This window comes from Bacillus sp. 2175, assembly GCF_057812155.1.
In genome coordinates this window covers 2,402,390-2,426,767 of record NZ_CM173819.1, presented here as the reverse complement: position 1 = coordinate 2,426,767, position 24,378 = coordinate 2,402,390, and the positions used below count along the sequence as shown (strand labels likewise).

General features: G+C 35.9%; 26 protein-coding genes. 3 read left to right on the top strand and 23 right to left on the bottom strand.

What is annotated here, in order from left to right; translation table 11 throughout:
• Positions 1-14 precede the first annotated feature (14 nt).
• The 9 genes from ACXKY9_RS12650 to ACXKY9_RS12610 all read right to left on the bottom strand — a co-directional run bounded on the left by ACXKY9_RS12650 (position 15) and on the right by ACXKY9_RS12610 (position 7,251).
• The gene (locus ACXKY9_RS12650; RefSeq protein WP_001021658.1) at positions 15-977 is read right to left on the bottom strand and encodes a DUF979 domain-containing protein; all 963 of its coding nucleotides are present in this window, start codon (positions 975-977) and stop codon (positions 15-17) included.
• Between the two features lies 1 nt (position 978).
• On the bottom strand, positions 979-1,674 hold the full coding sequence (locus tag ACXKY9_RS12645) for a DUF969 domain-containing protein (RefSeq protein ID WP_000239809.1): 696 nt from the start codon (positions 1,672-1,674) through the stop codon (positions 979-981).
• A gap of 22 nt (positions 1,675-1,696) precedes the next feature.
• Positions 1,697-2,458 (bottom strand): 5-oxoprolinase subunit PxpA, encoded by a 762-nt coding sequence (gene pxpA, locus ACXKY9_RS12640; protein ID WP_000207356.1) that lies wholly within the window; start codon positions 2,456-2,458, stop codon positions 1,697-1,699.
• A gap of 12 nt (positions 2,459-2,470) precedes the next feature.
• Entirely contained in the window at positions 2,471-3,466 is a 996-nt protein-coding gene (locus ACXKY9_RS12635; protein ID WP_000382231.1) for a 5-oxoprolinase subunit C family protein, read from the bottom strand.
• Positions 3,457-4,170 (bottom strand): 5-oxoprolinase subunit PxpB, encoded by a 714-nt coding sequence (gene pxpB, locus ACXKY9_RS12630; protein ID WP_000672266.1) that lies wholly within the window; start codon positions 4,168-4,170, stop codon positions 3,457-3,459. Before pxpB ends, ACXKY9_RS12635 begins: the two co-directional genes overlap by 10 nt.
• A 14-nt stretch (positions 4,171-4,184) precedes the next feature.
• Positions 4,185-4,937: an IclR family transcriptional regulator gene (locus tag ACXKY9_RS12625; protein WP_000026350.1), complete on the bottom strand. Its 753-nt coding sequence runs from the start codon at positions 4,935-4,937 to the stop codon at positions 4,185-4,187.
• A gap of 155 nt (positions 4,938-5,092) precedes the next feature.
• Positions 5,093-5,644: a signal peptidase I gene (gene lepB, locus ACXKY9_RS12620; RefSeq protein WP_000662490.1), complete on the bottom strand. Its 552-nt coding sequence runs from the start codon at positions 5,642-5,644 to the stop codon at positions 5,093-5,095.
• Between the two features lie 23 nt (positions 5,645-5,667).
• Positions 5,668-6,345 (bottom strand): copper homeostasis protein CutC, encoded by a 678-nt coding sequence (locus ACXKY9_RS12615; RefSeq protein ID WP_000895111.1) that lies wholly within the window; start codon positions 6,343-6,345, stop codon positions 5,668-5,670.
• Between the two features lie 198 nt (positions 6,346-6,543).
• Positions 6,544-7,251: an ArsR/SmtB family transcription factor gene (locus ACXKY9_RS12610; RefSeq protein ID WP_001103803.1), complete on the bottom strand. Its 708-nt coding sequence runs from the start codon at positions 7,249-7,251 to the stop codon at positions 6,544-6,546.
• 69 nt (positions 7,252-7,320) lie between these two features.
• On the opposite strand from ACXKY9_RS12610, the gene ACXKY9_RS12605 reads away from it, so the two are divergent.
• Positions 7,321-7,791, top strand: a complete 471-nt coding sequence (locus tag ACXKY9_RS12605) for a DinB family protein (protein WP_000991282.1) — start codon at positions 7,321-7,323, stop codon at positions 7,789-7,791.
• A 215-nt stretch (positions 7,792-8,006) separates the two neighbouring features.
• Here the strand turns inward: ACXKY9_RS12605 and ACXKY9_RS12600 are convergent, their stop codons facing one another.
• From ACXKY9_RS12600 to ACXKY9_RS12565, 8 genes are all read right to left on the bottom strand, one after another.
• A complete protein-coding gene (locus tag ACXKY9_RS12600) occupies positions 8,007-9,155 on the bottom strand; it encodes an acyl-CoA dehydrogenase family protein (RefSeq protein WP_001218345.1) in 1,149 nt (382 codons plus the stop codon).
• Positions 9,156-9,309: 154 nt separating this feature from the next.
• Positions 9,310-9,942 (bottom strand): YdcF family protein, encoded by a 633-nt coding sequence (locus ACXKY9_RS12595; RefSeq protein ID WP_000662216.1) that lies wholly within the window; start codon positions 9,940-9,942, stop codon positions 9,310-9,312.
• 329 nt (positions 9,943-10,271) lie between these two features.
• Positions 10,272-10,859: a GNAT family N-acetyltransferase gene (locus ACXKY9_RS12590; RefSeq protein ID WP_000402585.1), complete on the bottom strand. Its 588-nt coding sequence runs from the start codon at positions 10,857-10,859 to the stop codon at positions 10,272-10,274.
• A gap of 391 nt (positions 10,860-11,250) precedes the next feature.
• On the bottom strand, positions 11,251-12,579 hold the full coding sequence (locus ACXKY9_RS12585; RefSeq protein ID WP_001289412.1) for a YjiH family protein: 1,329 nt from the start codon (positions 12,577-12,579) through the stop codon (positions 11,251-11,253).
• 113 nt (positions 12,580-12,692) lie between these two features.
• A complete protein-coding gene (locus ACXKY9_RS12580) occupies positions 12,693-13,571 on the bottom strand; it encodes an aminoglycoside phosphotransferase family protein (RefSeq protein WP_001071799.1) in 879 nt (292 codons plus the stop codon).
• Positions 13,572-14,087, bottom strand: coding sequence for a GNAT family N-acetyltransferase (locus ACXKY9_RS12575; protein WP_000445466.1), 516 nt, complete (start codon positions 14,085-14,087; stop codon positions 13,572-13,574).
• 23 nt (positions 14,088-14,110) lie between these two features.
• The gene (locus ACXKY9_RS12570; protein ID WP_000820157.1) at positions 14,111-14,575 is read right to left on the bottom strand and encodes a DUF2691 family protein; all 465 of its coding nucleotides are present in this window, start codon (positions 14,573-14,575) and stop codon (positions 14,111-14,113) included.
• A 210-nt stretch (positions 14,576-14,785) separates the two neighbouring features.
• Positions 14,786-15,220 (bottom strand): ferritin-like domain-containing protein, encoded by a 435-nt coding sequence (locus ACXKY9_RS12565; protein ID WP_000282817.1) that lies wholly within the window; start codon positions 15,218-15,220, stop codon positions 14,786-14,788.
• A gap of 271 nt (positions 15,221-15,491) precedes the next feature.
• Here ACXKY9_RS12565 and ACXKY9_RS12560 point away from each other — a divergent pair, with 271 nt between their 5' ends.
• A complete protein-coding gene (locus tag ACXKY9_RS12560) occupies positions 15,492-15,998 on the top strand; it encodes a GNAT family N-acetyltransferase (RefSeq protein WP_001139531.1) in 507 nt (168 codons plus the stop codon).
• Positions 15,999-16,181: 183 nt separating this feature from the next.
• Here ACXKY9_RS12560 and ACXKY9_RS12555 read toward each other — a convergent pair.
• Positions 16,182-17,527, bottom strand: a protein-coding gene (locus tag ACXKY9_RS12555; RefSeq protein WP_087942842.1) for an IS3-like element ISBth10 family transposase whose coding sequence is annotated in 2 segments (ribosomal slippage) — positions 16,182-17,086 and positions 17,086-17,527 — 1,347 coding nt in all. Because the reading frame shifts where the segments join, the coding sequence is not laid out codon by codon here.
• A gap of 73 nt (positions 17,528-17,600) precedes the next feature.
• A complete protein-coding gene (locus ACXKY9_RS12550; RefSeq protein ID WP_000475859.1) occupies positions 17,601-18,782 on the bottom strand; it encodes a YhgE/Pip domain-containing protein in 1,182 nt (393 codons plus the stop codon).
• A gap of 171 nt (positions 18,783-18,953) precedes the next feature.
• Between ACXKY9_RS12550 and ACXKY9_RS12545 the strand changes: the two genes are divergently transcribed.
• Positions 18,954-19,571 carry a TetR/AcrR family transcriptional regulator gene (locus ACXKY9_RS12545; RefSeq protein ID WP_001205503.1) on the top strand — a complete coding sequence of 206 codons (618 nt, stop codon included), beginning with the start codon at positions 18,954-18,956 and terminating at the stop codon, positions 19,569-19,571.
• A 55-nt stretch (positions 19,572-19,626) separates the two neighbouring features.
• On the opposite strand, the gene ppsA is transcribed toward ACXKY9_RS12545, so the two are convergent.
• From ppsA to ACXKY9_RS12525, 4 genes are all read right to left on the bottom strand, one after another.
• Positions 19,627-22,233, bottom strand: coding sequence for a phosphoenolpyruvate synthase (gene ppsA / locus ACXKY9_RS12540; RefSeq protein WP_000094215.1), 2,607 nt, complete (start codon positions 22,231-22,233; stop codon positions 19,627-19,629).
• Positions 22,234-22,365: 132 nt separating this feature from the next.
• A complete protein-coding gene (locus ACXKY9_RS12535) occupies positions 22,366-22,527 on the bottom strand; it encodes a YolD-like family protein (RefSeq protein ID WP_015382330.1) in 162 nt (53 codons plus the stop codon).
• 473 nt (positions 22,528-23,000) lie between these two features.
• Positions 23,001-23,645 carry a LysE family translocator gene (locus ACXKY9_RS12530; protein WP_000587494.1) on the bottom strand — a complete coding sequence of 215 codons (645 nt, stop codon included), beginning with the start codon at positions 23,643-23,645 and terminating at the stop codon, positions 23,001-23,003.
• A gap of 136 nt (positions 23,646-23,781) precedes the next feature.
• Positions 23,782-24,363, bottom strand: coding sequence for a DJ-1/PfpI family protein (locus ACXKY9_RS12525; protein WP_000722336.1), 582 nt, complete (start codon positions 24,361-24,363; stop codon positions 23,782-23,784).
• Positions 24,364-24,378: the final 15 nt, after the last annotated feature.

Genomic DNA, 24,378 nt, shown 5'->3' with positions numbered 1-24,378 from the left:
TTTTATCCTCCTAATTAAAAACGATATACAAGGCCGTACATAATAAACATATTTATGATAAAAATTGAAAGAGCAATTGGTACTTGCGCTTTAATAACCGCATTTTTATCCTTTAGCTCTAAAAGCATCGCAGGTACGATATTAAAGTTTGCTGCCATTGGCGTAAGCAGTGTTCCGCAATATCCAGCAAACATACCGAGTGCTGCCATAATTGCTGGGTTTCCGCCGTGCATTTGAACTATTAAAGGTAAGCCAATTCCGCCAGTAATAACAGCAAACGCTGCGAATGCATTTCCCATTACGACTGTAAATAGCATCATGCCTAAACAGTACGCCATAACAGCAACGAACGGATACTCTGTCGGTAACACTTGTCCGACTAAATCAGAAACGACTTGTCCAACGCCCGACTTCGCGAAAATACCGCCAAGTGCCGCTAACATTTGTGGTAAAATAACAGCCCAGCCGACAGCTTGTAATAGTCTGCTTCCTTCTTGAACAGGCGTTGTTATTTTCGATTTTGTAATACGCATCGCCGCGACAAATGCGAGTAATGCACCAAGCGCTAATGCAACTAAAGTTACTTTATCTGGATCAACAAGAGAGACATTTCCCCATTTAATTTTCCCTAACGTCAACGTACCGATAATTGTAAAAATAGGAATTAATAGTGCAGGCATAAAAATTTTATTTTTTAATTTCTCAGCATGTTTTACACGTTCTTGTACTGGAACTTCTTTTTCCTCTGATTTTGTCACTTTATTTAGCGAGGCTAAAACGACCATAGCGAGCACGATACAGCCAACGTAAAACGAAGGAATTACATTTCCAAATAAAAATGTAACTGCAAACAATGCCCAAAATAAACTAGAACCGAATCTGTTTGGATGTTCACGATCGAATGCGATACGAACAGCGATAAAAGCAACAATTATCCCTAATACATAATAGATTGTATCCATTGTGATGATGTTCATATTAGATTGCCTCCTTCTCTTCTTTTCCTTCTGCCTTCATTGTTTTCTCTATATATTTATCAAACCTTCTAAATCTAATCCAGCTTACAATAAGTGCAGATATTGCTGTCGGAATGCCCCAAAGTGCCATATCCCATACACCGACATGCATACCTACTGAATCGAAGAATCCTTTCATTAATAAAATAGCACCAGTTGCGATGAAAATATCTTCTCCGAAAAACCAAGCTGTATTTTCCGCAGCAGCTGCGTTTGCTTTAATCTTTTCTCTTAATTTTTCAGGAAGTTTACCGTATTTACCTTGCGCAGCCCCTTCTGCCATCGGTGCAACGAGCGGCCTTACTGTTTGCGCATGCCCACCAATATTAAGCCCTAGTGCTGCTGATGATTCTCTTATCGTAAAATATGACATTAATACTCTTCCAGTTGTTGCTCCTTTTGATTTCGTTATAAGTGCTTCGGCTCTTTCTTTTAAACCGTAACGCTCTAAAATTCCGATTACCGGTAAAGTTAATATAATTGGCATAGACATATATCTATTTTCTATGAAAAATTTACCGAACATGCTGATCACATCATAAAAACTTAATCCTGAAACCATACCAGTAACAATACCTGCAACCATAACTACTAAAAGTGTATTTAATCTAAATAAAAAGCCCACTGCCACTAATAATATCCCGATTAATTTCACCAATTCCAACACTTCCCCTCATTTTTTATTTCGGTGCACATATAGAAATACCATCATGTCCGAATGTTCTGTATATTCTTTCTGCAAATTGCACTGCTTTTTCCCCATCACCGTGTAAACAAATCGTTTGCGCCTGAACTGCTACTTTCTCTCCATTGATCGAATTTACATGGCCTTCTTTCACCATTTGAAGTACTTGCTTTATCGCTTCGTCTTCATCTTTTATAAGCGCATTTTCTTCTGTACGGCTCGTTAATGTACCATCTTGCTTATACGTACGATCCGCAAAAGCCTCTTGTACGAGAGTTACATTGTATTTTTCTGCAGCCTGTATAAACGCCTCGCTATTTGCTAATCCGTAAAGTAATAGACTTGGATTTATATGATAAATTGCCTTTGCGATTGCATCTGCAATTTCCGGATTAGACGCCGCCATATTATATAAGGCACCGTGCGGCTTTACATGATGCATCTTCCCGCCAGCCACTTTTACAAACCCGTCTAATGCGCCGATTTGATATAAAACATAATCGTATACTTCACTTGCTGAAACATTCATGTTTCTTCTACCAAATCCAATTAAATCAGGAAATCCAGGATGCGCCCCTATTGCTACGTTATACTCCAAAGCTTTTTCAACAGTTTGACGCATAATAGACGGATCACCCGCATGAAAACCGCAAGCAACGTTTATAGAGGAAACGAACGGAAGAATTTCATCATCATTCCCCATTTTATAAACTCCAAAACTTTCTCCTAAATCACAGTTTAAATCGATTGTAGTCACAATGTATTCCTCCTAATTCCAGCTTCGTAAAGCGATGAATTTCTTTAATAGATTCATATTTACTTCTTGTTCTATGTACAATTGTTCCGCTTCTTCAAGCGTAATTTTCTCAAAAGAAACATAGTCCCCCGGCTTTAGCTGGGCAAGAAGAGGTAAATCTACTGAAATGATATCTCCCATTCTCGGATAGCCACCTGTCGTTTGCCTATCTGCCATTAATATAATCGGCTGTCCGCCATTAGGAACTTGAATGGTTCCAAATGTAACAGGACTCGATAAAATCTCTTTTTCTTGAATCCTATTTAAAACTTCTCCCTCAACCCTATAGCCCATACGGTCAGCATAATTAGATACCTTATACTCTTTCGTAAAAAATGCCTTTCTACTTTCTTCTGTAAATTGATCGTATTCAAAGTCAGCTATGACACGAAGCTTAGGATGTTTCTTATACTTTGGTAGTACGCTGTTGCTAATTACCCATTTCGTTTTTATTCGCTCATCTTTTTGTAAGTCTTGAATGAAACGATTCGCCATTTCTGAGTACGTACCAATTTGAAAACAATCTCCTTTTTTCAGCATTCTTCCTTCTATACCACCAATCGCAGCACGTATGTACGTACTTTTGCTTCCCATTGTACGCTCAATATGTATACCACCCGCAAAAGTCACATACGCTCTACAACCACTTTTCACTTTTCCAAAACAAAGCATACTACCTTCTTCCGCTAAAATGGGACGCCATAATGGGATACGTTCTCCATTTAACAACGGTTCCATGTCTGCTCCGCCAATCGCAAGTAAAGTCGTTTTCTTTATTAACAATTTAGGTCCCATAATCGTCATTTCGAGTCCCGCTTCATTCTCTTCATTACCAACTAACATATTGATCATCCGAAGTGCACTTTGATCCATCGCCCCGCCAACTGGCACACCGTATTGTTGATAATGAGATCGCCCTAAATCTTGGACTGTTGTAAACATTCCCGCATGCAAAACTTCTACATCCATTCTTTAACCCCCTCAAGTGATACGTACTCTTCCTTCGTTATTGGAATAAATCGTAAATACATACCACTTTGAATATATGTTGGTATTTCTTCTTCCGGATTAAATAATGAAATAGGAGTTCGGCCGATAATATTCCATCCTCCCGGTGTTTCAAGCGGATATATACCTGTTTGATTTCCCCCAATACCTACTGAACCAGGAGAGATTTGTAACCGTGGTGTTTCTTTTCTAGGTGTTCCTAATTCTTTTGATAATCCTCCTAAATACGGGAACCCTGGTGTAAAACCAAGCATATATACAAAATATGTAGTTTCACTATGTATTCGAATCACATCTTCTACTTGTAAACCGTGATAATGCGCGACCTCTTCTAAATCAGGTCCATATTCTTCCCCGTAGCACACTGGTATAGAAATATGTTTCACATCCTGTTTTACTTCTTCTTTATAAGAATCACACAGTTCCTTTATATACTGGCGAACGTAATCATATGACCTTTCACTTCTCTCATTTCTCTTCCATACTTCGTATACATTGTAGTAAACAGCTAATGAAGTAAACGATGGAACACACTCAATCATTCCTGCAAACGGATGTTGCTGCAGTGCTTGAAATAACCGCTGTACTTTCTCATATATATCCATCTTAATTTCTTCACCAAATGTAACAATAATTGCTTGATCCCCTAACGCAGAAAATTTCATCCTACTCCCTCTTTCTATGCCAAAAAGCCGAGTTCTTTCGAAATGCGATGCGCTGTTTCTTTCACCTTCGCAATAAAATATGAAATGTTACTTTCGCTGTACTCAATTGCTAATCCTGAAATACTAATGCCTGCTACAACCGTTCCATCGCTCGCGAAAATGGGTGCTGCTATCGCGGCTGTATGATTTTCTAACTCAGAATAACTAATTGTGTAGCCTTCCTTTTTTGCCATTTGCAACACTTCTAACAATTGTTCCTTATCCACGATTGTTCCATCTGCAAACTGTTTTAAATCCACTTCCTCTATGTATCTCCGTTTCTCTTCCTCAGAGAAATACGATAGTAAAATTCTTGGACATGCACCAGCATAAAGCGGTGCTCTTCTTCCAACTGCCGTATACACGCGTACTGGCTGAACACCTTCCATCTTTTCAACATAAATTGCGTCATTACCATCTTGAATTATTAAATTAACTGCCTGTCCTAAACTATCTCTAAGTTCTTTCATATAAGGAATTGCTATATTTCTTACTGATAATCGGTGTGAAACAAGTTGACCGAACCGTAAAAATACGACCCCTAAACGATATTTCCCCTTTTCGTTTTTTTGTAAAAACGCCATCTCTTCTAACGAGCCAATTAAACGATAAACAGATGTTTTCGGCATATTTGTAAGCTGAACCATCTCAGTTAAACTTAGCTCTTCATGCTCATAAAACAACTCTAAAATATCCATTGTCTTAACTGCCGTTTTATTTATACTCATTCTATCTCCCTTTCGTTCCGAAAAACGGAACTTAAATTCCGTTTTTCGAAACAAACATATAATTTAAAATTATAAAATATTCTTTCAATTCAATCAATAGATTTTAAGCAAATAAAAAAGCATGGAAGAATATCTCTCCCATACTTCACTACACTTTATAACGCTCTTACTTGTTTCAACGGCCAGAAAACAGCTTGTCCTTTTCCAACAATTTCATCTTCTGAAATAAAGCCAAACATGCGACCATCCTTAGAAACTTCACGATTATCCCCTAAAACAAATACTTGGCCTTCTGGCACTTTCGTTTTCCCTGTGATTTGTTCTAACGTAAAGTCTGGAGTTAATACACGGCCTACTGCTTTTTCTTTAAACTGTTTTAAATATGGTTCTTCCATCGCTTTTCCGTTTACATATAAAACATCATTTTTATACTCAACTGTATCGCCTGGCAAACCAATTACTCGTTTTACTAAATCGTAACCTTCTTTTCCGTGGAAGACGATAATATCAAAGCGATCTAATCCACTTATACTATAACCAATCTTATTCACGAGAACTCGTTCGTTATTTTCTAAAGTGGGCATCATCGATTCACCTTGTACTAAAGAAGGTGTAAATAAAACACCGCGAATAATAGCAATTAATACAAGGGTAAACCCTATCGTTTTAGCCCATGAGAATAATTCTTTCTTCGTATTTTCCTTCATCGTTTCTCCTCTTTCTTAAGCACTTATTTTATTATTTCAACTAATTCTTGTACTAAATTAGGATCTATTTCAGAAAAACATGATTTTCCTTCTCTTACCGCTGTACCGACGTGCGCCTGCGTAATTCCAGTTTCATCTAGCAATCGCTTTATATTTTCTTTCGTCACGCCAGCTCCAGCTACAAGCTGAATTTGACCATCGCTTACCTTTTGCATTTCTGTAAGCACCGGAATATTCTCTACTATATTTCCTTGTCCACCTGAAGTTAAAACGTGAGTCACTTTATGAAACTTCTTTAAAGTTCTCATCGCTTCTACTGGATTTTCTATATCATCTATCGCACGGTGGTACGTTACATTTATTCCATCTACAACAGATAGTAAGTCCGCTAATTTCTCTTCATCCACTTCATTTCGTTCATTTAATACGCCTAATACTACACCAGCTGCTCCTAACTTCTGTGCAACTATAATATCTTCTTTCATCATTTCAATTTCTTCTTCCGTATATGTAAAAGACTTCGCATGCGGACGAATCATAACATGAATTGGTATACTTACCGCTTCTACCGCTTTTTTTATAAAAGCATAACTCGGTGTTAAACCACCTTCTGTATAAGATGAAATTAATTCAATCCGCTTCCCGCCAGCGCTTTCAATTCGTTTTACATCTTCTAAACATGTTGCAATAACCTCTAGCATGAGATGACCTCTTTTCGTGCTTTTTTCTTATTATAACATTAGTAAAAATAAGAAGCCTAGCTTTCTCCTTTAAAACTTAAAAAAGAAGAATGAAAAGAAAGATTTTTTTATTGGCAACAATTATTGGTAACATCCTATTATTCATGTACACTCCTACCATAATGAAAAAACCCGTCATTTTGACGGACTTTTCTAATTTCAAGCTTTCCTTTCCTCAGTTTTCATATCAATGCCTAATTGATCTTCCAATAACTTTACACCTTTCTTTGTAAGATGGACAGCCCGATTCTTATCCGTTTTTGTAATCCATTCCTGTTCAAAAAATAGTTTTGCTATTGCAGATCCTAACCAACCGGCAATATGGTAGCGTCGTTCACTCCAATCAAGGCAAGGTTTTGCAAATACCCTCCTTTTTGTATCTGCCTCATCAACATTTATTTCAAAATTCAGAAACCATTGCTTACCTTGTTCCGTTACAATGTATTCTCCATCCTCTAAAATTATAAATTGCCTATCTAGTAATTTTTCAGTTATCTCTACACCGAGTTTGCCTGCAAGATGATCATAACAAGTTCGAGCATAACGAATTTGTTTTAGTTGACCTGATTGTTTTAAAGAACGAACTTGAACTGTTGGTGCGATTGTCCCTAACTTTTCAAGCACTTCTGCAACTTCTTGATTAGCAAGTCGATAGTAACGATGTCTACCATGTTGTTCAACTGTAAGTAAATTCCCTTCTACTAATTTAGAAAGATGCGAACTAATTGTTGGATGTGACACTTTTGCCATATAAGCCAATTCACTAGCAGGTAGTGCCTGATTATTCATTAGACAATCTAATATGATTGCTCTTGTAGGTTCAGCAATTAGTTTAGCTATATATGAGATATTCGGATATACATTCATATTTCGATGATACCCTAACTATTAAATTGATACAATTATTTTAAGTTTAATAGTAAAGGAGAATGTATTATGAATGCAATTGATCTTAGTATATTAAATTTGAAAGAAACGAGAAGGCGCTCAGAAAAATTATGGAATTCTCTTCCTAATAATTTTCTTAATTGGAAGCCTGATCCTGAGGCTATGTCTTTTGGTGAGATGATTCGTCATGTATGGAGTTCAACTTTTTACTACCATATGATTATAAAAAACAACGGTTCAATAAACGACATACGTATCCCGTATGATGACGAGCCGATTACTTGTGTAAAAAAAGAAATTGAATTGGCACAATCATACTTTACTGACTTCATAGAATATGTTCAATCAATAAGCATAGCCGATCTAGATTCAAGACTTATTGATAGAAGCGATGTTGGCTATCAACGATATTTAGGCGATATGCTATTACGAATTGCCTATCATGATGCGGTCCATGCAGGTCAATTTTTACAATATTTACGAATGGTAAACTTAGAAAGACCATTAATTTGGGATTAAATACGAAAAATGTTTATACAGCCTCCAAACTGGCATTACAATAAGAATTTTTCAACAAGAAACAATCACAAAACCATGATAATCATTTATATTAAAAACCTACATCTCAACTAAGTACTTCATACACATAAAAAGCACGGGTTTGATTACTAATCAAACCCGTGCTTTCAAAACAACTATAATATCCATAAACAATAAAATGTAAAATTTAAAAACTACGACCGAAACGCCGCATCCGCCAGCATAGACAATGTTGCATCATCCATCGGTGGATTATGCAGTCCTGCTCTGACGTTTAAATAGTAACGATGGAGCGGATTTTTTTCTGATAAACTTTTTGCTCCTACGATGCGCATCGATTTATCCACTATAGATATCGCCGCATTTGTTACAGCATATTTCACGGCTGCTAATTCTGCTTGTAGTGATAGTTTATCTTCTGCCTCATCGTACTTTTTCGCAATTTGATATAAAAAGACGCGAGCTTGCATAAGCTCGAGTTCTAATTCTCCAACTAATCTTCTAACATTCGGCAATAAACTAATAGAATGGTTTAAACTGTTTGGCTTGTATGATTCCGCAAATTGAACTGCATAATTTCTTGCTGATTGTGCAATTCCTAAATAACATGCTGGTATATGTAGCAACCAGCCAACACCCTTTTGTTTTACTTTCCCGCCTTTTATATCTGTAAAAAAGCGACTTTCTATCTCTACATTTTGTAAGACAAGGTCGTGGCTAGCAGTCCCTCGCATTGCAACGCTATCCCACGTTTCTTCAATAGATACACCGGGTGTATTTCTTGGAATAACAAACTCACCAACTTCTTCTTGGCCTTCCATACTTGCTGAAATAATAAAATAATCAAGTACTGGTGCCATCGTTGTAAAAGTTTTTCTTCCATTTATAACCCACTTCTCGCCTTGTTGAACCGCTATTGTTTCTGGTTTGCCGCCACGCGTCGGACTCCCTGTTTTCGGTTCTGTCGCTGCCCTGTTAAAGAGCGCACCATTACGTACTTCTTCGCAAAACCATTTGAACATCTCATCATTCCAAGAGCGATTTTCCGCTAGCTCTTTCACAATGCCAAGATGCCAGCCAATCGATAATGCAGTAGCTCCGCAGCCTTCCGCGATTTTCTCTTGAAATAAAACAAAGTCATATAAAGAAATCGCACTACCACCAAATTCCTTCGGTAACGTTAATTTCGTATATCCGATATCTTTCAAATCATTTATATTTTCATACGGAAATGATCCCAATTCACTTAGCTGATGCTCCCTTTCCATGAACTTCGGAATCAATTTATTTATTTGTGCAATAATGAAAGATTGTTCTTCTGTTTCAACAAATGAGAGTGCCATACTATAATCTCCTTTATGTTCGATTCATCAACCGCTCACTTTTTCATTATGATTATATGAAGCTACCTCTCTATTGTTTCACTATTCCGATAAAAATACAATGTTTTTGACTAATAAGAAAAGTTCCTATTTAAGGATAGGTTCTTTTCTTATGTTAATCTCCTTTCAATGCCTTTAATGGCAAAGAGGTTACATATCCAATATACGAGAATAATTCTTTAAAGAAGAATGGAATTTCTGTGTCTAACGTTTTATATGCTGATGTCGGCGTTGGTGAAGCATACGCTTCAATATTAATATGTTTTGCAATTCTCATTGCGCGTTTCATATGAAGTGGATCACTTACAATCGTGTATGTGCGTATTCCGTTCTCTATTCCAACTTGCTTCGCATTTTTTAAATTTTCTTCAGTGAAAAGGGATTTAGTTTCAATTAAAATATCTTCCTCTTTTACACCTTGTTTCATTGCATATACTCTTGCAGTACGTGCTTCCTCAAGTTCTGCCTCGAACTTTGTACCACCTGTAAAAATAATCTTTTTGATATTTCCATTCTTATATAAAGAAATCGCATGATTAATTCTTTCTTTAAATACAGGAGATGGTTTTCCGTTCCACGAAGCTGCTCCTAGTACGATACCAGCATCCGTTTTCACGTCATCATTTGCTTTAAAACGATAACTCCAAATATCGTAAGCTGCATAACTTACATATAAAATAGCAGAACAAATCATTAGTAAAAATACTTGAAAGATTCGTCTTTTCTTACTCTTCTTATTTTCTTTCATTTGTAATTGCCTCCGTACATCATCCATACTTCTATAAAAAACATTTATATCAAATCGTTTTGTTTGAGTTTATTTAAAAGAAGGAACTTTACTTGTTATTTATGTATAAAAGGGTTTTCATTTAAAATTGAGGATTATCAATTCATTTTCATTTGCGGTTTTCATTACATTTTTTAAATTCATAAGTTTATTACCATACAACTACATTGTAACGAATTTTTTCTCAGAAGGGAACGATGAAACAAAAGGAATTAAAATAAAGTAGCATTTTGTAAGAAAAAAGGTATATTTTTCATGTCTCACGAACAATATACCTTTCAAAACACGAATTATAACTTTTCTTTATATAACTCTAATTTTTCTAACAATTGTTCTTTTACGCCTGGCCATTCACTCGAGATAATACTGTACACCACCGCATCTCTCACATAACCATTCGGTAATTTTCTTTCATTTCTAAGCACACCTTCTTTTACTGCGCCTAATCTTTCAATTGCTCGTTGTGCTTTTTCATTTCTTGCATCCGTCTTAATTTGCACTCTCAGCATATGCAATTTTTCAAAAGCATACTGGAGAAGCATATACTTACACTCTGTATTTATACTCGTACGTTGTACACTCGGATGATACCACGTTTGCCCTAACTCAACTGTCTTATCTTCTACTGAAATATTATATAAACGTGTACTTCCTACAATCTTATTCGACTGTTGATCTACGACTATGAAAGGTATTTGAGTACCTCTTCCGTAACCCTTTATCGCTTTTTGAACGTATTGTTGCATATCTTGCACACTATCCATTTTAGAGATTAAATACGCCCAAATATCCCGATTTCCTTCTACAATCGAAAACAAAGTTTCGACATCAGTATTATCCATTAACCGCAACTTTGCTCTTTCGTGAATAATTTCCATTTTTAAGCCCCCTTTGTTGTTACTATATCATAAGAATAAAAACGTATTATAATAATATAAAAATATAAAGCAAAGAATTCTTTTCAAATATATTCTTCTCGTATAAGGAAGGTAGGAAGACTCATCAGTAACCCTTAAAAAAGAATTTTTTGGTAATTCCCAATAAATTCTATATAATGATAAACGGGAGGGGATAAAAAATGCTAGATCAAATTACTTGGGGAACGCCAGGCAGCTTATTATGCTTAGGGTTCTTTTTTGCGGGACTAGGAATCTTCTTAAGAAGCGTTACGTCATATACGAAAAATAAATAAGAATATCCTGCTTTTAAACAAAAGAAGCCCTCTTTTTACAGACGGCTTCTTTTTTATAACTTTATCTTATTAAAACTTTAAAGCAATAAATAAGCAATCGGCGTAATAATAAGTAACGTTAAAATCGTTCTCTGCACATATAAAATAATAAGTTCAGATACTTTTAACGGAATATCTGTTGATAATATACAAGGAATGGAAGCGGAGAAAAACAAAATAGATGATACGGAAACAACTGCAATAACAAACTTTGTCACAATTGGTGCACTTACTACTAATAATGACGGTAAAAACATTTCTGCAATACCAACTGATGCGGCTTTAGCGGCTAAGTCTGCTTCTGGTAATTGTAATAGCCATGTAAACGGATAGAAAATATAACTGATCCAATCAAATATTGGCGTAAACTTCGCTAAGACGATACCAATTAATCCTACTGACATAATGGATGGTAAAATTCCCATCGTCATAATAAATCCGTCTTTTAAATTTAATGCAATATTTTTCATAATGCTCGGTGCAGACTTTGATACTTCTAACGCATCTTCCCAAGCACGTTCTAACATTTTTTCTTTATAAACAGGCTCTGGGAACCCTTCTTCTGTTACATATGTATCTGGTTTTCTACTGAGGGGCGGGATTCTTACGGTGATAGCAGTCACGATGAATGTTACAACAAGCGTAGTCCAAAAATAAACATTCCATAAATGCATAATATCTAATGTTTTTGCGATGATGATCATAAATGTAGCGGATACTGTAGAAAATCCTGTAGCGATAATCGCCGCTTCTTTTGTCGTATACTTTCCTTCTTTATACACGCGATTCGTAATAAGGAGAGCAAGCGAATAACTTCCAACGAAGGACGCAACTGCGTCGATTGCCGATCTCCCCGGCGTATTCCATAATGGCCTCATAATCGGACGACAAAATGTACCGATAAATTCAAGCAATCCATATCCGACTAATAACGCTAAAAACGCCGAGCCAATTGGAACGAGCAAACTTACTGATATGACTAGCTTCTCATACAAAAACGGTCCAACATCTGGCGCAAAGAACCAAGCTGGTCCTACTTTTAAACAATATAATATGCCAAATACAACGCCAACTACTTTTAAAATAGAAAAACAAATGTCTACGATAGATGCATTCCATTTCTTCGTATAAAATGGATAAATCGCACCAATTGCCATAACAAATAATGCATAATAAGGTACTATGCCAGGAACCGAAGCCCTAATCCACGATACGATATGATCAATCATAATAGACGATGCACCGTTTATCGTAACAGGAACGAAAAACATAAACACTCCAACGAGACTAGCAAGTATAAACCGAAGAATAATTCCCTTCTCTTGCCCTGTCTTAATTACATTACTCTTTAATTCAATTTCACTCAAAATTCGACACCTCCTATTATCTAAATATTCTGTATAATTATGTTGGATTCCTTCTTTCCATTTCTACTATTTCATCATATAAAAAAAGCCTATTTTAAAATAGGCTTTTTCTACTACCTCTCATAATCATCCACAATCACTTGAATGATACGATACGATTCTTCTGCTACTTTTTCATTACTATCCCTATTCGCATCATATGTAATTAACGCCTTCCAAAGTGCCCATCCTCTCGCTCTATTCCACGTTTCTTCATCCATGCGTAATACTTCATTAAATACATTTCTACTATTTTCATCAAAAAACGTCCACGCCATCGCTGCATCACAAGCCGGATCCCCTACTCCTAAAATACCAAAATCAATTACGGCACAAAGCTTTCCGTCCTTAACAAGTAAGTTTCCAGGTGCAACATCCCCATGAACCCAAACTGGCTTACGGTCCCATGTTGAACTAAGTGCTACATTCCAAAGGTGCTTTAATAATGCCTCGTCAAAAACATCCTTATTATTTTCAATAGCAACTCTCGCCTCTTCAGCATATACAGATATAAGCCCGCCTCGGTAAAAATTATGCGCTCCAGCTATTGGGCCATTACTCGCATCAATAGCCTGCAATTCCACTAAAAATGATCCTAAGTCCGCCGCAAATTCATTTAGGTCACGGACATTTTGTTTCGTAATAGTATCTCCTTCTATCCACTTATTAATAGACCAAGGCCATGGATACTCTTCAGATGGATTTCCTTTCGCAATTGGTGCAGAAATCGGTAAAGAAAGCTCCTTACTTAATATAGGTAGCCACTTATTTTCTTTCTCTACTTGCGGCGCATATGCCGCGTCACTTGGCAATCTTACACTCATCTCATCCCCTAGATGAAACGTTCTATTATCATGCCCACTAAACTTTACAGGCTTCACTTCTAAATGTGCCCATTTAGGAAATTGTTCCCCTATCAATCTTTTAACTAAATCAGTATGAATTTGATTCATTCACTTGCCCCTTCTCTTTTGAAATTTACTAAGTCCATCTGTACTCCCAACATACTCAAAACCACTTCTTTTATAAAAATCATTCAGCGTACGATTATGTCCAACGCAATCTAACTTCAAATACTCTTTATCACATTGTACATTCTCGTCTATCCACTGTAAAACCCTCTCTCCTATTCCATTCCCCTTATATTTTCGTTTCACCGCAAATCTATGAATATATAATGAATTAGAAACTTCCTCTTTACCAAAAATGTATTCATCCCATTCATTTTGTTTAGGAGAAACTGTAATCGTACCAACTATTTCATCTTCTTTCATAACAACATACGTATATTTCTCTCTTATACATTCTAGTATTTCAGCCGTAGCTTCCTCTCCTAAAAGATACTGCCACTGATCCACTTCTTTATATTGTAGCCATTGTGCTACTTCTTTTAATAAAATGATAATACTATCACTTTCATTTTCAGTAGCAATTCGAATTGCATATTCTTTACTTATATTGCTCTCCATATTGCCTTTCCCCTTTCAAATTGCTACCATACTGACAAACGAGTCCTTCCATCATTTTCATCTGTAATATATTCTACATAAAATCCTTGATTCCGTGCGTTTTCATACATCAATTCAATCGCTTTTTGATCTTTCGCATAAATTTGTATGCATTGAGCATCCACTGCTAATACGATTAGCTCACACTTACTTTCCTTAAACTCTTCATATGTTTCAATATCTATCGTTTTTTCTCCTTTAGGATATGCTTTTAAATCTGCAAAAATAAGATAATATATGTTGTCTTTAACTAACTTTTTCAATGCTAACCCTTCCACTACACTTGGTTCTTCTGGAAATAATGCCTCATCCAATTCACCACGTGCTATTAAGTAGGACTCCTCATCCCTCACTCGCCAATCAAATTCAGTAATATCAATTGGGTTTAACACTTTCCAAAGTACATTGCTGTATTCATTTGGAATATCTACAAAAATCCCTCTTTTCATATGCTTGCTCCTAACTTATTCATTTTCATACATTATATATGAAATGTAATTACTATATTTTGTCGATACATATGTACATCATAAAAAACCGCTCCACTATTAGCGAAACGGTTTCCTTTTTCTTACATTTAAATATTTCATTCAATTGTTGCACTGCCTTTTAAAATAATTTCTAATATATGCACCACATTAGCCGTTCATTCTTAATGCTCACTTCGACTTTACAAAATAATATAAAAACCATACTGCATGATTTTGTTCATCCGCAGCTATTCTCCGTAACAACTCTTTCAAATGTACATCGGATGTCTCATCTGAAATTTCCAAATAAAAATCTACTGTTTTTTGTTCATCTTGTATAGCGAACTCTAATCCTTGTAAATACGTATTTGGGCAGTCTTCAGTAATTTGTGGTTTCGGCTGCCTGCCAGTTAAGTTCGTATAAATTTGTACAAAGTTGTGGAAATGCTTTATTTCATCATTACGAATTTCAAGAATTTGTTTTTGTTCTACTTGATTTGGAGCCATATTCGCTAATTTTGCATAGCAGCTTATGGCGCTATACTCTCCATTTATAGCTTTTTCAATATCACTAATCAACTTATCATTTTGCCTATAACAATCATAATAATTTGAATTATACATCGTATCCCCCCATACTTTCGCTTACCATTTTATGCATTTAGAAATAGTAGGAGCCTGTGTATTTAACGGGACGGCTTTAGAATGAAAGAAAAGTTTGAGAAAAGGGTCTATTTTGCAAAGGAATTGCTTATGCATAAAATAATACTATTGTATACTGTTGCTATAAACTCTCGCGGGAGTTAGGAAAATAAATTCGCGAATCAACGATTGGTTCAACATGATGCGGTGCGAAGCTATTATGAGTTAAGTGACATAATTAGGAGGTTCCACTATGCCATCTTTATTTAAAACTATGGAGTTCCAGCTAAAAACCGAACGACTTGACCTGAGTATGTGGGAGGAATCCGATTCAGTTTGGATGAGGAAATTAATTGGCGAACGTGGTGTGGACATGCCGACCCTCGACTCCGTTCGTAACCGGCTTATTGAGATGCGTAAGAAGGCAGATGAAAATGGCATTTCCCTTCTCACTATTCGAAGAAGAGACGAAGGCGATTTCATCGGATACTGCGGCTTGATTATCGGTCGTTCCACACTTGAAGAGCCGGAGATTGCATACGAGTTGTTCCGCAGCGCTCATGGTAAAGGTTATGCGACTGAGGCGGCATCTGTTGTACTGGACGCGGCGATTGCTACTGGGCGCCAAAGACTTTGGTCGACTGTAGGTGCTTGGAATATCGCTTCCCTCCGGGTACTAGAAAAGATAGGATTTAAGCGTCATCACAGTACGTGGGATGACGAACGTGGTGAGATTGTCTGGAATGTACGTGACCTTTAGAAATCCCGACTTAATTCTAAACATAACACTTTTCAACAATTAGGTGTTTACATTGAGGAAAAGCCAGAAAAATTAACAAACTTTATTATCAGCAAATATTCATTCTTCAGCTTATAGATTTCATCAAAAAAAGCCGTTTCACTAATTATGAAGTGACCCCCGAAAGTTAGACAGGTCGTTTCATTAGGCAGCCTCTAGGGTATGAGCCCGGTATTGTACTGGGCTCATACCCTTTAATTTTGCCTTAATTCTTTTATGATTATAGTATTCTATATACTTTGCTAATTCTTGTTTGAAATGTGTTATACTTTCAAATTCTTTTCGATACAGAAATTCCGATTTCATGATACCGAAGAAATTTTCAATAACGGCATTGTCATAACAGTTTCCTTTGCGAGACATACTTTGAGTTATGCCACAATTCTTAAGAGAATGACGGTATTGTTTCATTTGATAGTGCCAACCTTGATCAGAGTGAATGAGGAGTTTATCCGGATTGGTTACACAATAAAGGGCTTGGTCCAACATCGTTGAAACAAGGGAATAGGTCGGTCTTGAACCAATTGTATACGTGATAATTTCACCATTAAATAAATCCAACATTGGTGATAGGTATAACTTCTCCCCAAATAACTTAAACTCCGTAATATCTGTAACCCACTTTTCATTTGGTTTTTCAGCTTGGAAGTTGCGATTTAAAATATTTGGCGCAATTTTCCCAACTGTCCCTTTGTAAGAGCGGTATTTTTTCATACGAACCAGACATTTTAACCCTAATTCTTTCATAAGGCGATACACTTTTTTATGATTTACTTTGTGTCCACGATTCATAAGTTCATCACGAATACGACGATAACCATAACACCCATCGTGTTCATTATAAATAGCTTGAATCAGTTCTTTTACCTCCGCATTTGGATCAGGACGATTAAAACGTTTCATCCAGTAATAGTACGTACTACGTGGAATGTTTGCGAGTTGAAGTAACTCCTTGATAGGAAATTCATGCCTTAACTCGTAGATTACTTGCGCTTTGTCTTGTTTGGTGATTTTTCTTTGTTTTGAACTAAGGCATTCAACTTTTTTAAATATGCATTTTCCATACGTAAACGCTCATTTTCCGCTTGTAAGGCTTCGATTGATCCTTCATCTACTGGCTTTATTTTTTTATCTTTCATGGTTGGACGCCCCTTTTTCTTTGATTGTAGGGCATCCAATCCTCCTGTTTCATAAGCTATTTTCCATTTCCGAAGTGTTTCATAAGACGGTATATTGAAAAGTGCCGCTGTTTCTCTGATAGATGTCCCGTGTTCATTCATATAATAAAGTACATCTAGTTTATACTGGGCTGGGTAGAATGTATAGCACTTTTCAAAGGCCTTTTCACCTGAAGACTCATATCGTCTAATCCACTCACGAAGTACGCTAGGGTTAACTCCTATAGATTTAGCAATTGTTTTTCCACTTTCTGTACCATCTAAATATCGTTTCACCGCTTGGATTTTTTCTTTTGAAGAAAATTTAGCCATAAAAAATGCACCTCCAATTGTTAGACTGTGTCTAACAATTGGGGTGCACTTCAATTAGTGAAACGGCTTTTTTTTAAGCGTTCAATTCTGTTTTATACCCTTTTACTGCACTACGTTTGAATGCAGTTGCTAATATAGTAACCATACTTACTATACCAATCCAAACGAGTACAGTAACAGGTGTATTCCAGCTTAATCCTTTTCCGAAGAAGAAGATTTCTCTTAAGCCTTCAATCATAAATTTCATTGGTAACCATGAGTAAACCCAGTCTTGATAAAACGGAGACAACATCTCAGGTGCTAACGATAGTAACGGCGCCCCGAAGAATAGTAATAAAGCGAATAAACCGATTCCTTTTAGCCCAACCAATGAAAGTACCGCAGATATCATTAAGAAGAAACTAAAAGAAGTAATGGATAAGAATAGAGCTGTATCCGTGAAGTTCGAAATATTTAACCCTACCATCCCATCCGCAATCCATGTAAGACCAAATCCAATTACAAGTGTCGCAATAGCTCCTGTTACGATTTGGTTTACTTTTAACAGAAAGTTTTCTTTTCTTGAGCTTACTGGCATTTTACTAATCGCAATAAAAATAATCGCTGCACTAGCTAAACTTGCAATCCATAACGGCTGGAACAATGATATTGGTGAGTTACCGTTCGCACTATTTTTGCCGACCTCATTCATATTTTTCACGTTCTTTACAATAGGTGTTACTAATTTCGCAGCTTGATCTGTTGTTAATGTACCTCCTTTTTCCTTATATCCTTCTAATACTTGCGCGCGAACAGTATTGTTCATATTATCAACAATCGCCTGTAATATTTGTCCTGCCATAGTTGATGCAGCCGTATTCATTCCTTGATTAATATATATTTCTATCTCAGGTGAAGATGGCTGTGGTGTTCGTAACGACGCTTGTTTTGCGCTAAATTCTTTCGGGATGACTAATGCCGCGTAATACTCTTTATTGTTTAATCCCTTTTGAACGGCTTCTTTATTTTTTACTTCTACCCACTTCACTGCGGGTTCTTCCTCTGATTTCGCTGTTTTTTTCATGTTATCAACGATCGTTTGCCCCATATTCATTTTCGGTTGATTTGGAATTTCTACACCTTGATCCTCATTTACAATTGCAATTGGCAAGTTTTTCGGCTTTGGTTGAACAGTTGGAAATAACGTTAATGAAAAAATAAAAACAACAAGTAGTGCAATAACTGGTGATAACAATAAAAGTTTATTTTTAAACATTTTCTTTTCTCCTCCCTTAATTTGATCTATAATAACCAACAACGTGTTGTTTATTTATATTTTGAATTATATGTTCGAGTTGAACCTTATACAATAATCAAAAATCGTGAATGTGTTGGTTATAAGACACATTTTCTAAATGTGTTGAGTAAAATTAAGGAGGGATATGCTTTGCGCGATAATAATTTAGATTTGCGTGTTGTTCGTACAAAAACTGCCATACGAAATGCATTGGTGGAGCTAATTGAAGAAAAAGGTTTTGACGCCATTACAGTGAAAGATATTACAACGAAAGCAAACATTAATCGCGGTACTTTCTATGCGCACTATCAAGATAAATTTGATTTAATGACAAAATGCCAAGAAGACATTATGTACGAGTTTTCTAACATTGCTAAACAGAAATTCCCAGAAGTTATTGCTGACCTTGGATCAAATCCTTCTCCAACAATGCCATTTATACTTATCACTTCTATTCTTGCATTTCTAAATGAAAATAGTGATTTTATGAGAGCTGTACTAAGTCCGAAAGGAGATTTATCTTTCCAAACAAAACTGAAAGACTTTATGTGGAAAACATTATTTGAAGATACGAATGGTCCTCTCATTAATAAGGAGAATTTACTTGTTCCAAGCGAATACTTAACTTCTTATATGGCATCTGCGCATATAGGTGTCATCCAACAATGGTTAAATAATGGACAAAAAGAAACACCTGAGGAGATTGCTCGCTTTTTATCAACAATCGCAGTTCATGGACCTTTTTATGCGGCTGGCTTAAAGAAATAAGTCAGCTATATAATAAAAGAACATCCACTATAATAGCGGATGTTCTTTTATTTCATTACAACACTTCAATATACCCTTCTGTTCCATGTACCCGAATTCGTTGTCCGTCTTTTATTAATTTCGTAGCATTCTCTACTCCAACGACTGCCGGTAATCCATATTCACGTGCAATTACTGCTCCGTGCGTCATAAGTCCGCCAACTTCAGTGACTAACCCTTTTATAGACACAAACAATGGTGTCCAGCCCGGATCAGTAAAAGCTGTAACTAATATATCGCCCTCTTCTAAATTCGCTTCTTCCATGTTTAAAATAACGCGAGCTCTCCCCTCAATCACTCCTGAAGAAACAGGCAAACCTACAATCGCATCATCTGGGAGGTTTTCTCGTTTATATTTACCTGTAATGATTTCTCCATCAGACGTCATTATACGAGGAGGCGTTAGTTTTTCATATAATTTGTAATCATTTTTTTGTTTTTGTATCAGTTCGTAATCTAGTTTATTCGTGCAGACTACTTCGTGAAGTTCTTCAAAAGTTAAATAGTATATATCATCCACTTCACGAATGACACCGCTCTGCACAAGTTGCTCAGCTTCTTTCAGTAACGCTTGCTTATATATGAAATAACGATTAATCATACCGTATTTTGGATATTCACGATAGCCGATAAAATTACGGATATTACGAATCATTCGCTTCGTTTCTTCTACTTTTTGTTTTCCATCCGATAAGTGCTGTAATCGATCTACTAACTCTTCTTCTTTTTTCAAAGCTTCTTGCAGTCCTTCTTCAAATTTCCGCTTACTCGCACCATATTCAAAATCTCTTATATTATTTAAAATCATCGGGATAATTGTAGTTGGCTTTTCACTCCAGCGCGTTTTCGTAATATCTATTTCTCCGCTACATCTCATTCCGTATTTATTTAGAAAAGTTAGAATAGCATCTCGAGCTTCTTCTCCACCCTTAAACTGAACTAGTTCATTTAAAAAGCTATCATCTTCTACATGTTGTAAATACGTAATAACTTCTTTGTACGGCCGAATCACATCAGCGACATCCATTAATGCTAAACCCATTTCAGATGTAATATTATTTTGTACGGATTGAGAAAGCGTGTCTGCTGCATTTTTTTCACCTAACCATTGCTCCATCTTTTCATTTATCCATGTTGAAGCATTCATACCAGCCATAATGACAGCGATACTTTGCGGGTTAAACAATACTTTCTTTAATTGCTGAATATCTTCCAAAATAAAATCAAGTACGTCCACTCCTGATTTCAGTTGCATATTTTGTTTTAACTCTTCAAGTGATGCTTGACTATTCTGTATTAAATTTGTAACGATTGCCGGATCATTTTCAATTTCCGGTTGAGAATTTGCAGGTGGCACACTTTTACCAACACTCTTCCCTTTTTCATCATCTGGTAATAATTTAATAAAATTATCTCGCTTAACTATAGTCGTTAATGCATCTCTTACGAGTAGATCCGATTTTCCTAAAGTGTTTATTAAGTAATCTCTGCTAGCAGGTAAAGCTAATTGTTGCGTAGCATCGACAAATAACCTGCCTCCCGCTTTACGCATAGGGGCACTAGTCGTTAACAGGAAAAAAGATAAACCTAATGGTTTCATCGCATCGGTCATCATTTGTTGATGGCCAACCGATATATACACATGATTTCCCTCATCATTTTCTTCAGGAATTGGATATAAAGTCGTAATGGGGCGACTTTGGACTATATAAATTGTATCATCAACTAAGCACCATTCAATATCTTGCGGACAACCAAAATAAGCTTCGATTTGTCTTCCGATGCGTACTAGTTGTAAAATCTGTTGTTCAGTAAGTGTTTGAACTTTTTGCTGATTAGGAGCAATTTTCTTTCTCTCTGTTCCGCCTTCTTTTCGTCCATAGATGGCTAATTTTTTCATTGCGATGACCTTTTCGACGATTTCATCTTCTTTTACCTTATAATTATCGGCAGAAACTAATCCAGATACTAGCGCCTCGCCAAGTCCAAAGCTGGCATCGATTGACAACACCTTCCTATTTGAAGTAATCGGATCAGCCGTAAATAAAATACCCGAAGCCTCAGGGAAAACCATTTTTTGAACGACAACACATATAGAAACTTGATTATGTTCAAAACCATTTTGCATGCGGTACGTAACTGCTCGCTCTGTAAATAAAGACCCCCAGCACTTTCTTACATGCTGTAAAATCGCTTCTTCTCCGATAATATTTAAATACGTATCTTGTTGACCTGCAAATGAAGCATACGGTAAATCTTCAGCCGTCGCACTAGAACGCACGGCATACGCATGTTCATTTCCAAAACGTGAGAGATAATGAGTTACTGCTTCCACTACATCAGAAGGGATTTCTACTGCCATAATTACTTCTCTAATCTTCTTACTCATTTCACCAATTTGAGCTCGCTCTTCCATTTTCAACTTTGTTAGTTGCTGCAACAAAGCCTGAAGCTCTTCATTTTGCTCGATAGCCTTTTCATATCCTACCGTTGTAACACAAAAACCTTCGGGTACTTGTATACCTTGAATGTTTGTTAACTCCCCTAAATTCAAACCTTTTCCACCGACGAGCGAAAGCTGCGTGTTTTCTATTTCCTGAAAATCGAGAACGAAAGAACTCATATAACATCTCTCCTTACTATGCATGTGTTCTTGATTGTAGCAGGAGTCAATACGAATAAACAGTCTATTTCGAACTTGATTTACATGATATAATTAAGTTAGGAAGAGATAACTATTTTTATTTCTCCCCCTCTAATCCACTTCAATTACATCTCCAAACTTAAACATTCTTTGATTATGAAAAGCATCCGTACAAGTAATCGTCTTATTTAATGGATTTATATTAGCTACTGTTATGTAATTTTTATATAGATAGCCATTCTCTAAAATTTTTATAGTGTAATCCACTTTCAATAAAAGTCAAAAAATATGTTCGTCAATTAAATCTTCACAAATATTTAATGCTTATAAATTAATATTCATCTCATATATAAGTTCTAAGAAATTTAGATAAAAAAGACATTATTTTTGATGATCTAAACTAATTGAAACTTTAATTAAATTATATATCTATAACAACATAGAGCAATGTCATAACGAATTGAAACCGAAAGTTTCTTAAAGTAGAAAATTCGGCTTCTTTTATATCGAAATTTGCTTAGCGTATATTTTCGTTAAAATGCGGGTAGTACCCCATCGCTATTGAGCTAAGCTCATACACCATCAATTATAGTAGAGGCTACGTGTAAAGAATTTAAAGACCCCTCAGGGATCAATGAATTCCTGAGGGGTTGCCTACGTGATATAACATATTTACAATTATGTTACGTTTAAAATACGTATCTTTTTCATTTACCTTATAACCACCCTATTTAAGTTTATAAGAACTATGCTTTTGAGATAAAAGTCATTACTTGTTTTATAAACTCGTAACCAAAATAACCACTAAATCCGAATAGGACTATTGCGGCAAATATAGATACTCTTTTAATAAAGGTTGGATTTAGAAAACGTCTAGTAAAATGAACAAAGCTTAATAAGATCATATCATGCATAAAGATACCTAATAAAATACCTACAGCTATTAATATAAATGTAGATGTACTTGCATTACCTAATGAAGAAACTAGAACCGGGCCAAAGACCCCTATCCAAAATACAATATTAGCCGGTGATATAGCAATCATAAAACCAGATAAATAAGCTGATAATAAAGATTTATTAGGATCTTCTCCATCTATGTTAACTTCCGACTTTGCTTCTTTAATGCTTTCTATTCCAATAAACATTAAAAATATAAAACCTAGGAGCCACATAACTGTTTCTACCCATGGATTGGTTAATACACTAGAGAACCCTAGATAAATCAGGACGATTAAAGATAAATCTACAGTCATTCCTCCTATACCTACAAACCAACCATGTACGAAACCATTTCTCATTCCTTGTTTAGTCATTTGGACTGTCATAGCACCTGCGGGTATTGCTAAAGATAAACCTAACAAAATATATGTGAAAAGTGTTATAATCATAAAAATTCTCCTATTATAAGTATTGTAATAATCAAACCCTTTTTCTTTTTCCTCGGGTTCAGCAAATAGAACTACAGCACGGCGACTTTTCACATTACTTCTAGCAAGCATCAAAAACTCATAAGAAGATAAATGCCTAAAATCCCATAAGATCCTTTACATGTTCAGCATTCTTTTTAGATGTTAATTTTTCAAGTAATAAAAACGCAACATCAAAAGCTGTGCCTGGATTTGATGATGTAATAATATTTCCATCTTGTACTATTAAATCATTTTGTACTATTGCACCGAAATTCTTTAACTGCTCTTTTCGTTTACTCGTCGGATGACTGTATGTGGTAGCTTTTTTACCTACAAGAATTCCACTTTTTCCAAGCGTTAATGATGCAACACAAATACTGGCAATAGGCTTCTGCTTGGCATAAAAATGTTGAATAACATGTAAGAATTCTCTACTGTATGCATCCCGATAAAAACCAGCCTCTTCAAATCCTCCTGGAATAGCTAGTGCATCAAATTCATCTAATTGAATATCATCAACCGTTTTTTCCGGTATGACAGTGAAATTCCAAGTACAAGTTAATTTATTCCGAAGACCAACTGTTACGACCTCGGTTGATCCATCTCCCTCCCATTTATTCCAGCCTAGTACATCTGTAAATACACTAGCTTCTACTGCTTCAAACCCGTCAGCTAATAATAATAAAATCTTTTTCATATCGTAAACCGCCTC

Bases quoted from the DNA above. Each gene is read 5' to 3' on its own strand.
- ACXKY9_RS12650 (WP_001021658.1), bottom strand. From the start codon at position 977: ATGAACATCATCACAATGGATACAATCTATTATGTATTAGGGATAATT.
- ACXKY9_RS12635 (WP_000382231.1), bottom strand. From the start codon at position 3,466: ATGGATGTAGAAGTTTTGCATGCGGGAATGTTTACAACAGTCCAAGAT.
- pxpB (WP_000672266.1), bottom strand. From the start codon at position 4,170: ATGAAATTTTCTGCGTTAGGGGATCAAGCAATTATTGTTACATTTGGT.
- ACXKY9_RS12625 (WP_000026350.1), bottom strand. From the start codon at position 4,937: ATGAGTATAAATAAAACGGCAGTTAAGACAATGGATATTTTAGAGTTG.
- lepB (WP_000662490.1), bottom strand. From the start codon at position 5,644: ATGAAGGAAAATACGAAGAAAGAATTATTCTCATGGGCTAAAACGATA.
- ACXKY9_RS12615 (WP_000895111.1), bottom strand. From the start codon at position 6,345: ATGCTAGAGGTTATTGCAACATGTTTAGAAGATGTAAAACGAATTGAA.
- ACXKY9_RS12610 (WP_001103803.1), bottom strand. From the start codon at position 7,251: ATGAATGTATATCCGAATATCTCATATATAGCTAAACTAATTGCTGAA.
- ACXKY9_RS12605 (WP_000991282.1), top strand. From the start codon at position 7,321: ATGAATGCAATTGATCTTAGTATATTAAATTTGAAAGAAACGAGAAGG.
- ACXKY9_RS12600 (WP_001218345.1), bottom strand. From the start codon at position 9,155: ATGGCACTCTCATTTGTTGAAACAGAAGAACAATCTTTCATTATTGCA.
- ACXKY9_RS12595 (WP_000662216.1), bottom strand. From the start codon at position 9,942: ATGAAAGAAAATAAGAAGAGTAAGAAAAGACGAATCTTTCAAGTATTT.
- ACXKY9_RS12590 (WP_000402585.1), bottom strand. From the start codon at position 10,859: ATGGAAATTATTCACGAAAGAGCAAAGTTGCGGTTAATGGATAATACT.
- ACXKY9_RS12580 (WP_001071799.1), bottom strand. From the start codon at position 13,571: ATGAATCAAATTCATACTGATTTAGTTAAAAGATTGATAGGGGAACAA.
- ACXKY9_RS12575 (WP_000445466.1), bottom strand. From the start codon at position 14,087: ATGGAGAGCAATATAAGTAAAGAATATGCAATTCGAATTGCTACTGAA.
- ACXKY9_RS12570 (WP_000820157.1), bottom strand. From the start codon at position 14,575: ATGAAAAGAGGGATTTTTGTAGATATTCCAAATGAATACAGCAATGTA.
- ACXKY9_RS12565 (WP_000282817.1), bottom strand. From the start codon at position 15,220: ATGTATAATTCAAATTATTATGATTGTTATAGGCAAAATGATAAGTTG.
- ACXKY9_RS12560 (WP_001139531.1), top strand. From the start codon at position 15,492: ATGCCATCTTTATTTAAAACTATGGAGTTCCAGCTAAAAACCGAACGA.
- ACXKY9_RS12550 (WP_000475859.1), bottom strand. From the start codon at position 18,782: ATGTTTAAAAATAAACTTTTATTGTTATCACCAGTTATTGCACTACTT.
- ppsA (WP_000094215.1), bottom strand. From the start codon at position 22,233: ATGAGTTCTTTCGTTCTCGATTTTCAGGAAATAGAAAACACGCAGCTT.
- ACXKY9_RS12530 (WP_000587494.1), bottom strand. From the start codon at position 23,645: ATGATTATAACACTTTTCACATATATTTTGTTAGGTTTATCTTTAGCA.
- ACXKY9_RS12525 (WP_000722336.1), bottom strand. From the start codon at position 24,363: ATGAAAAAGATTTTATTATTATTAGCTGACGGGTTTGAAGCAGTAGAA.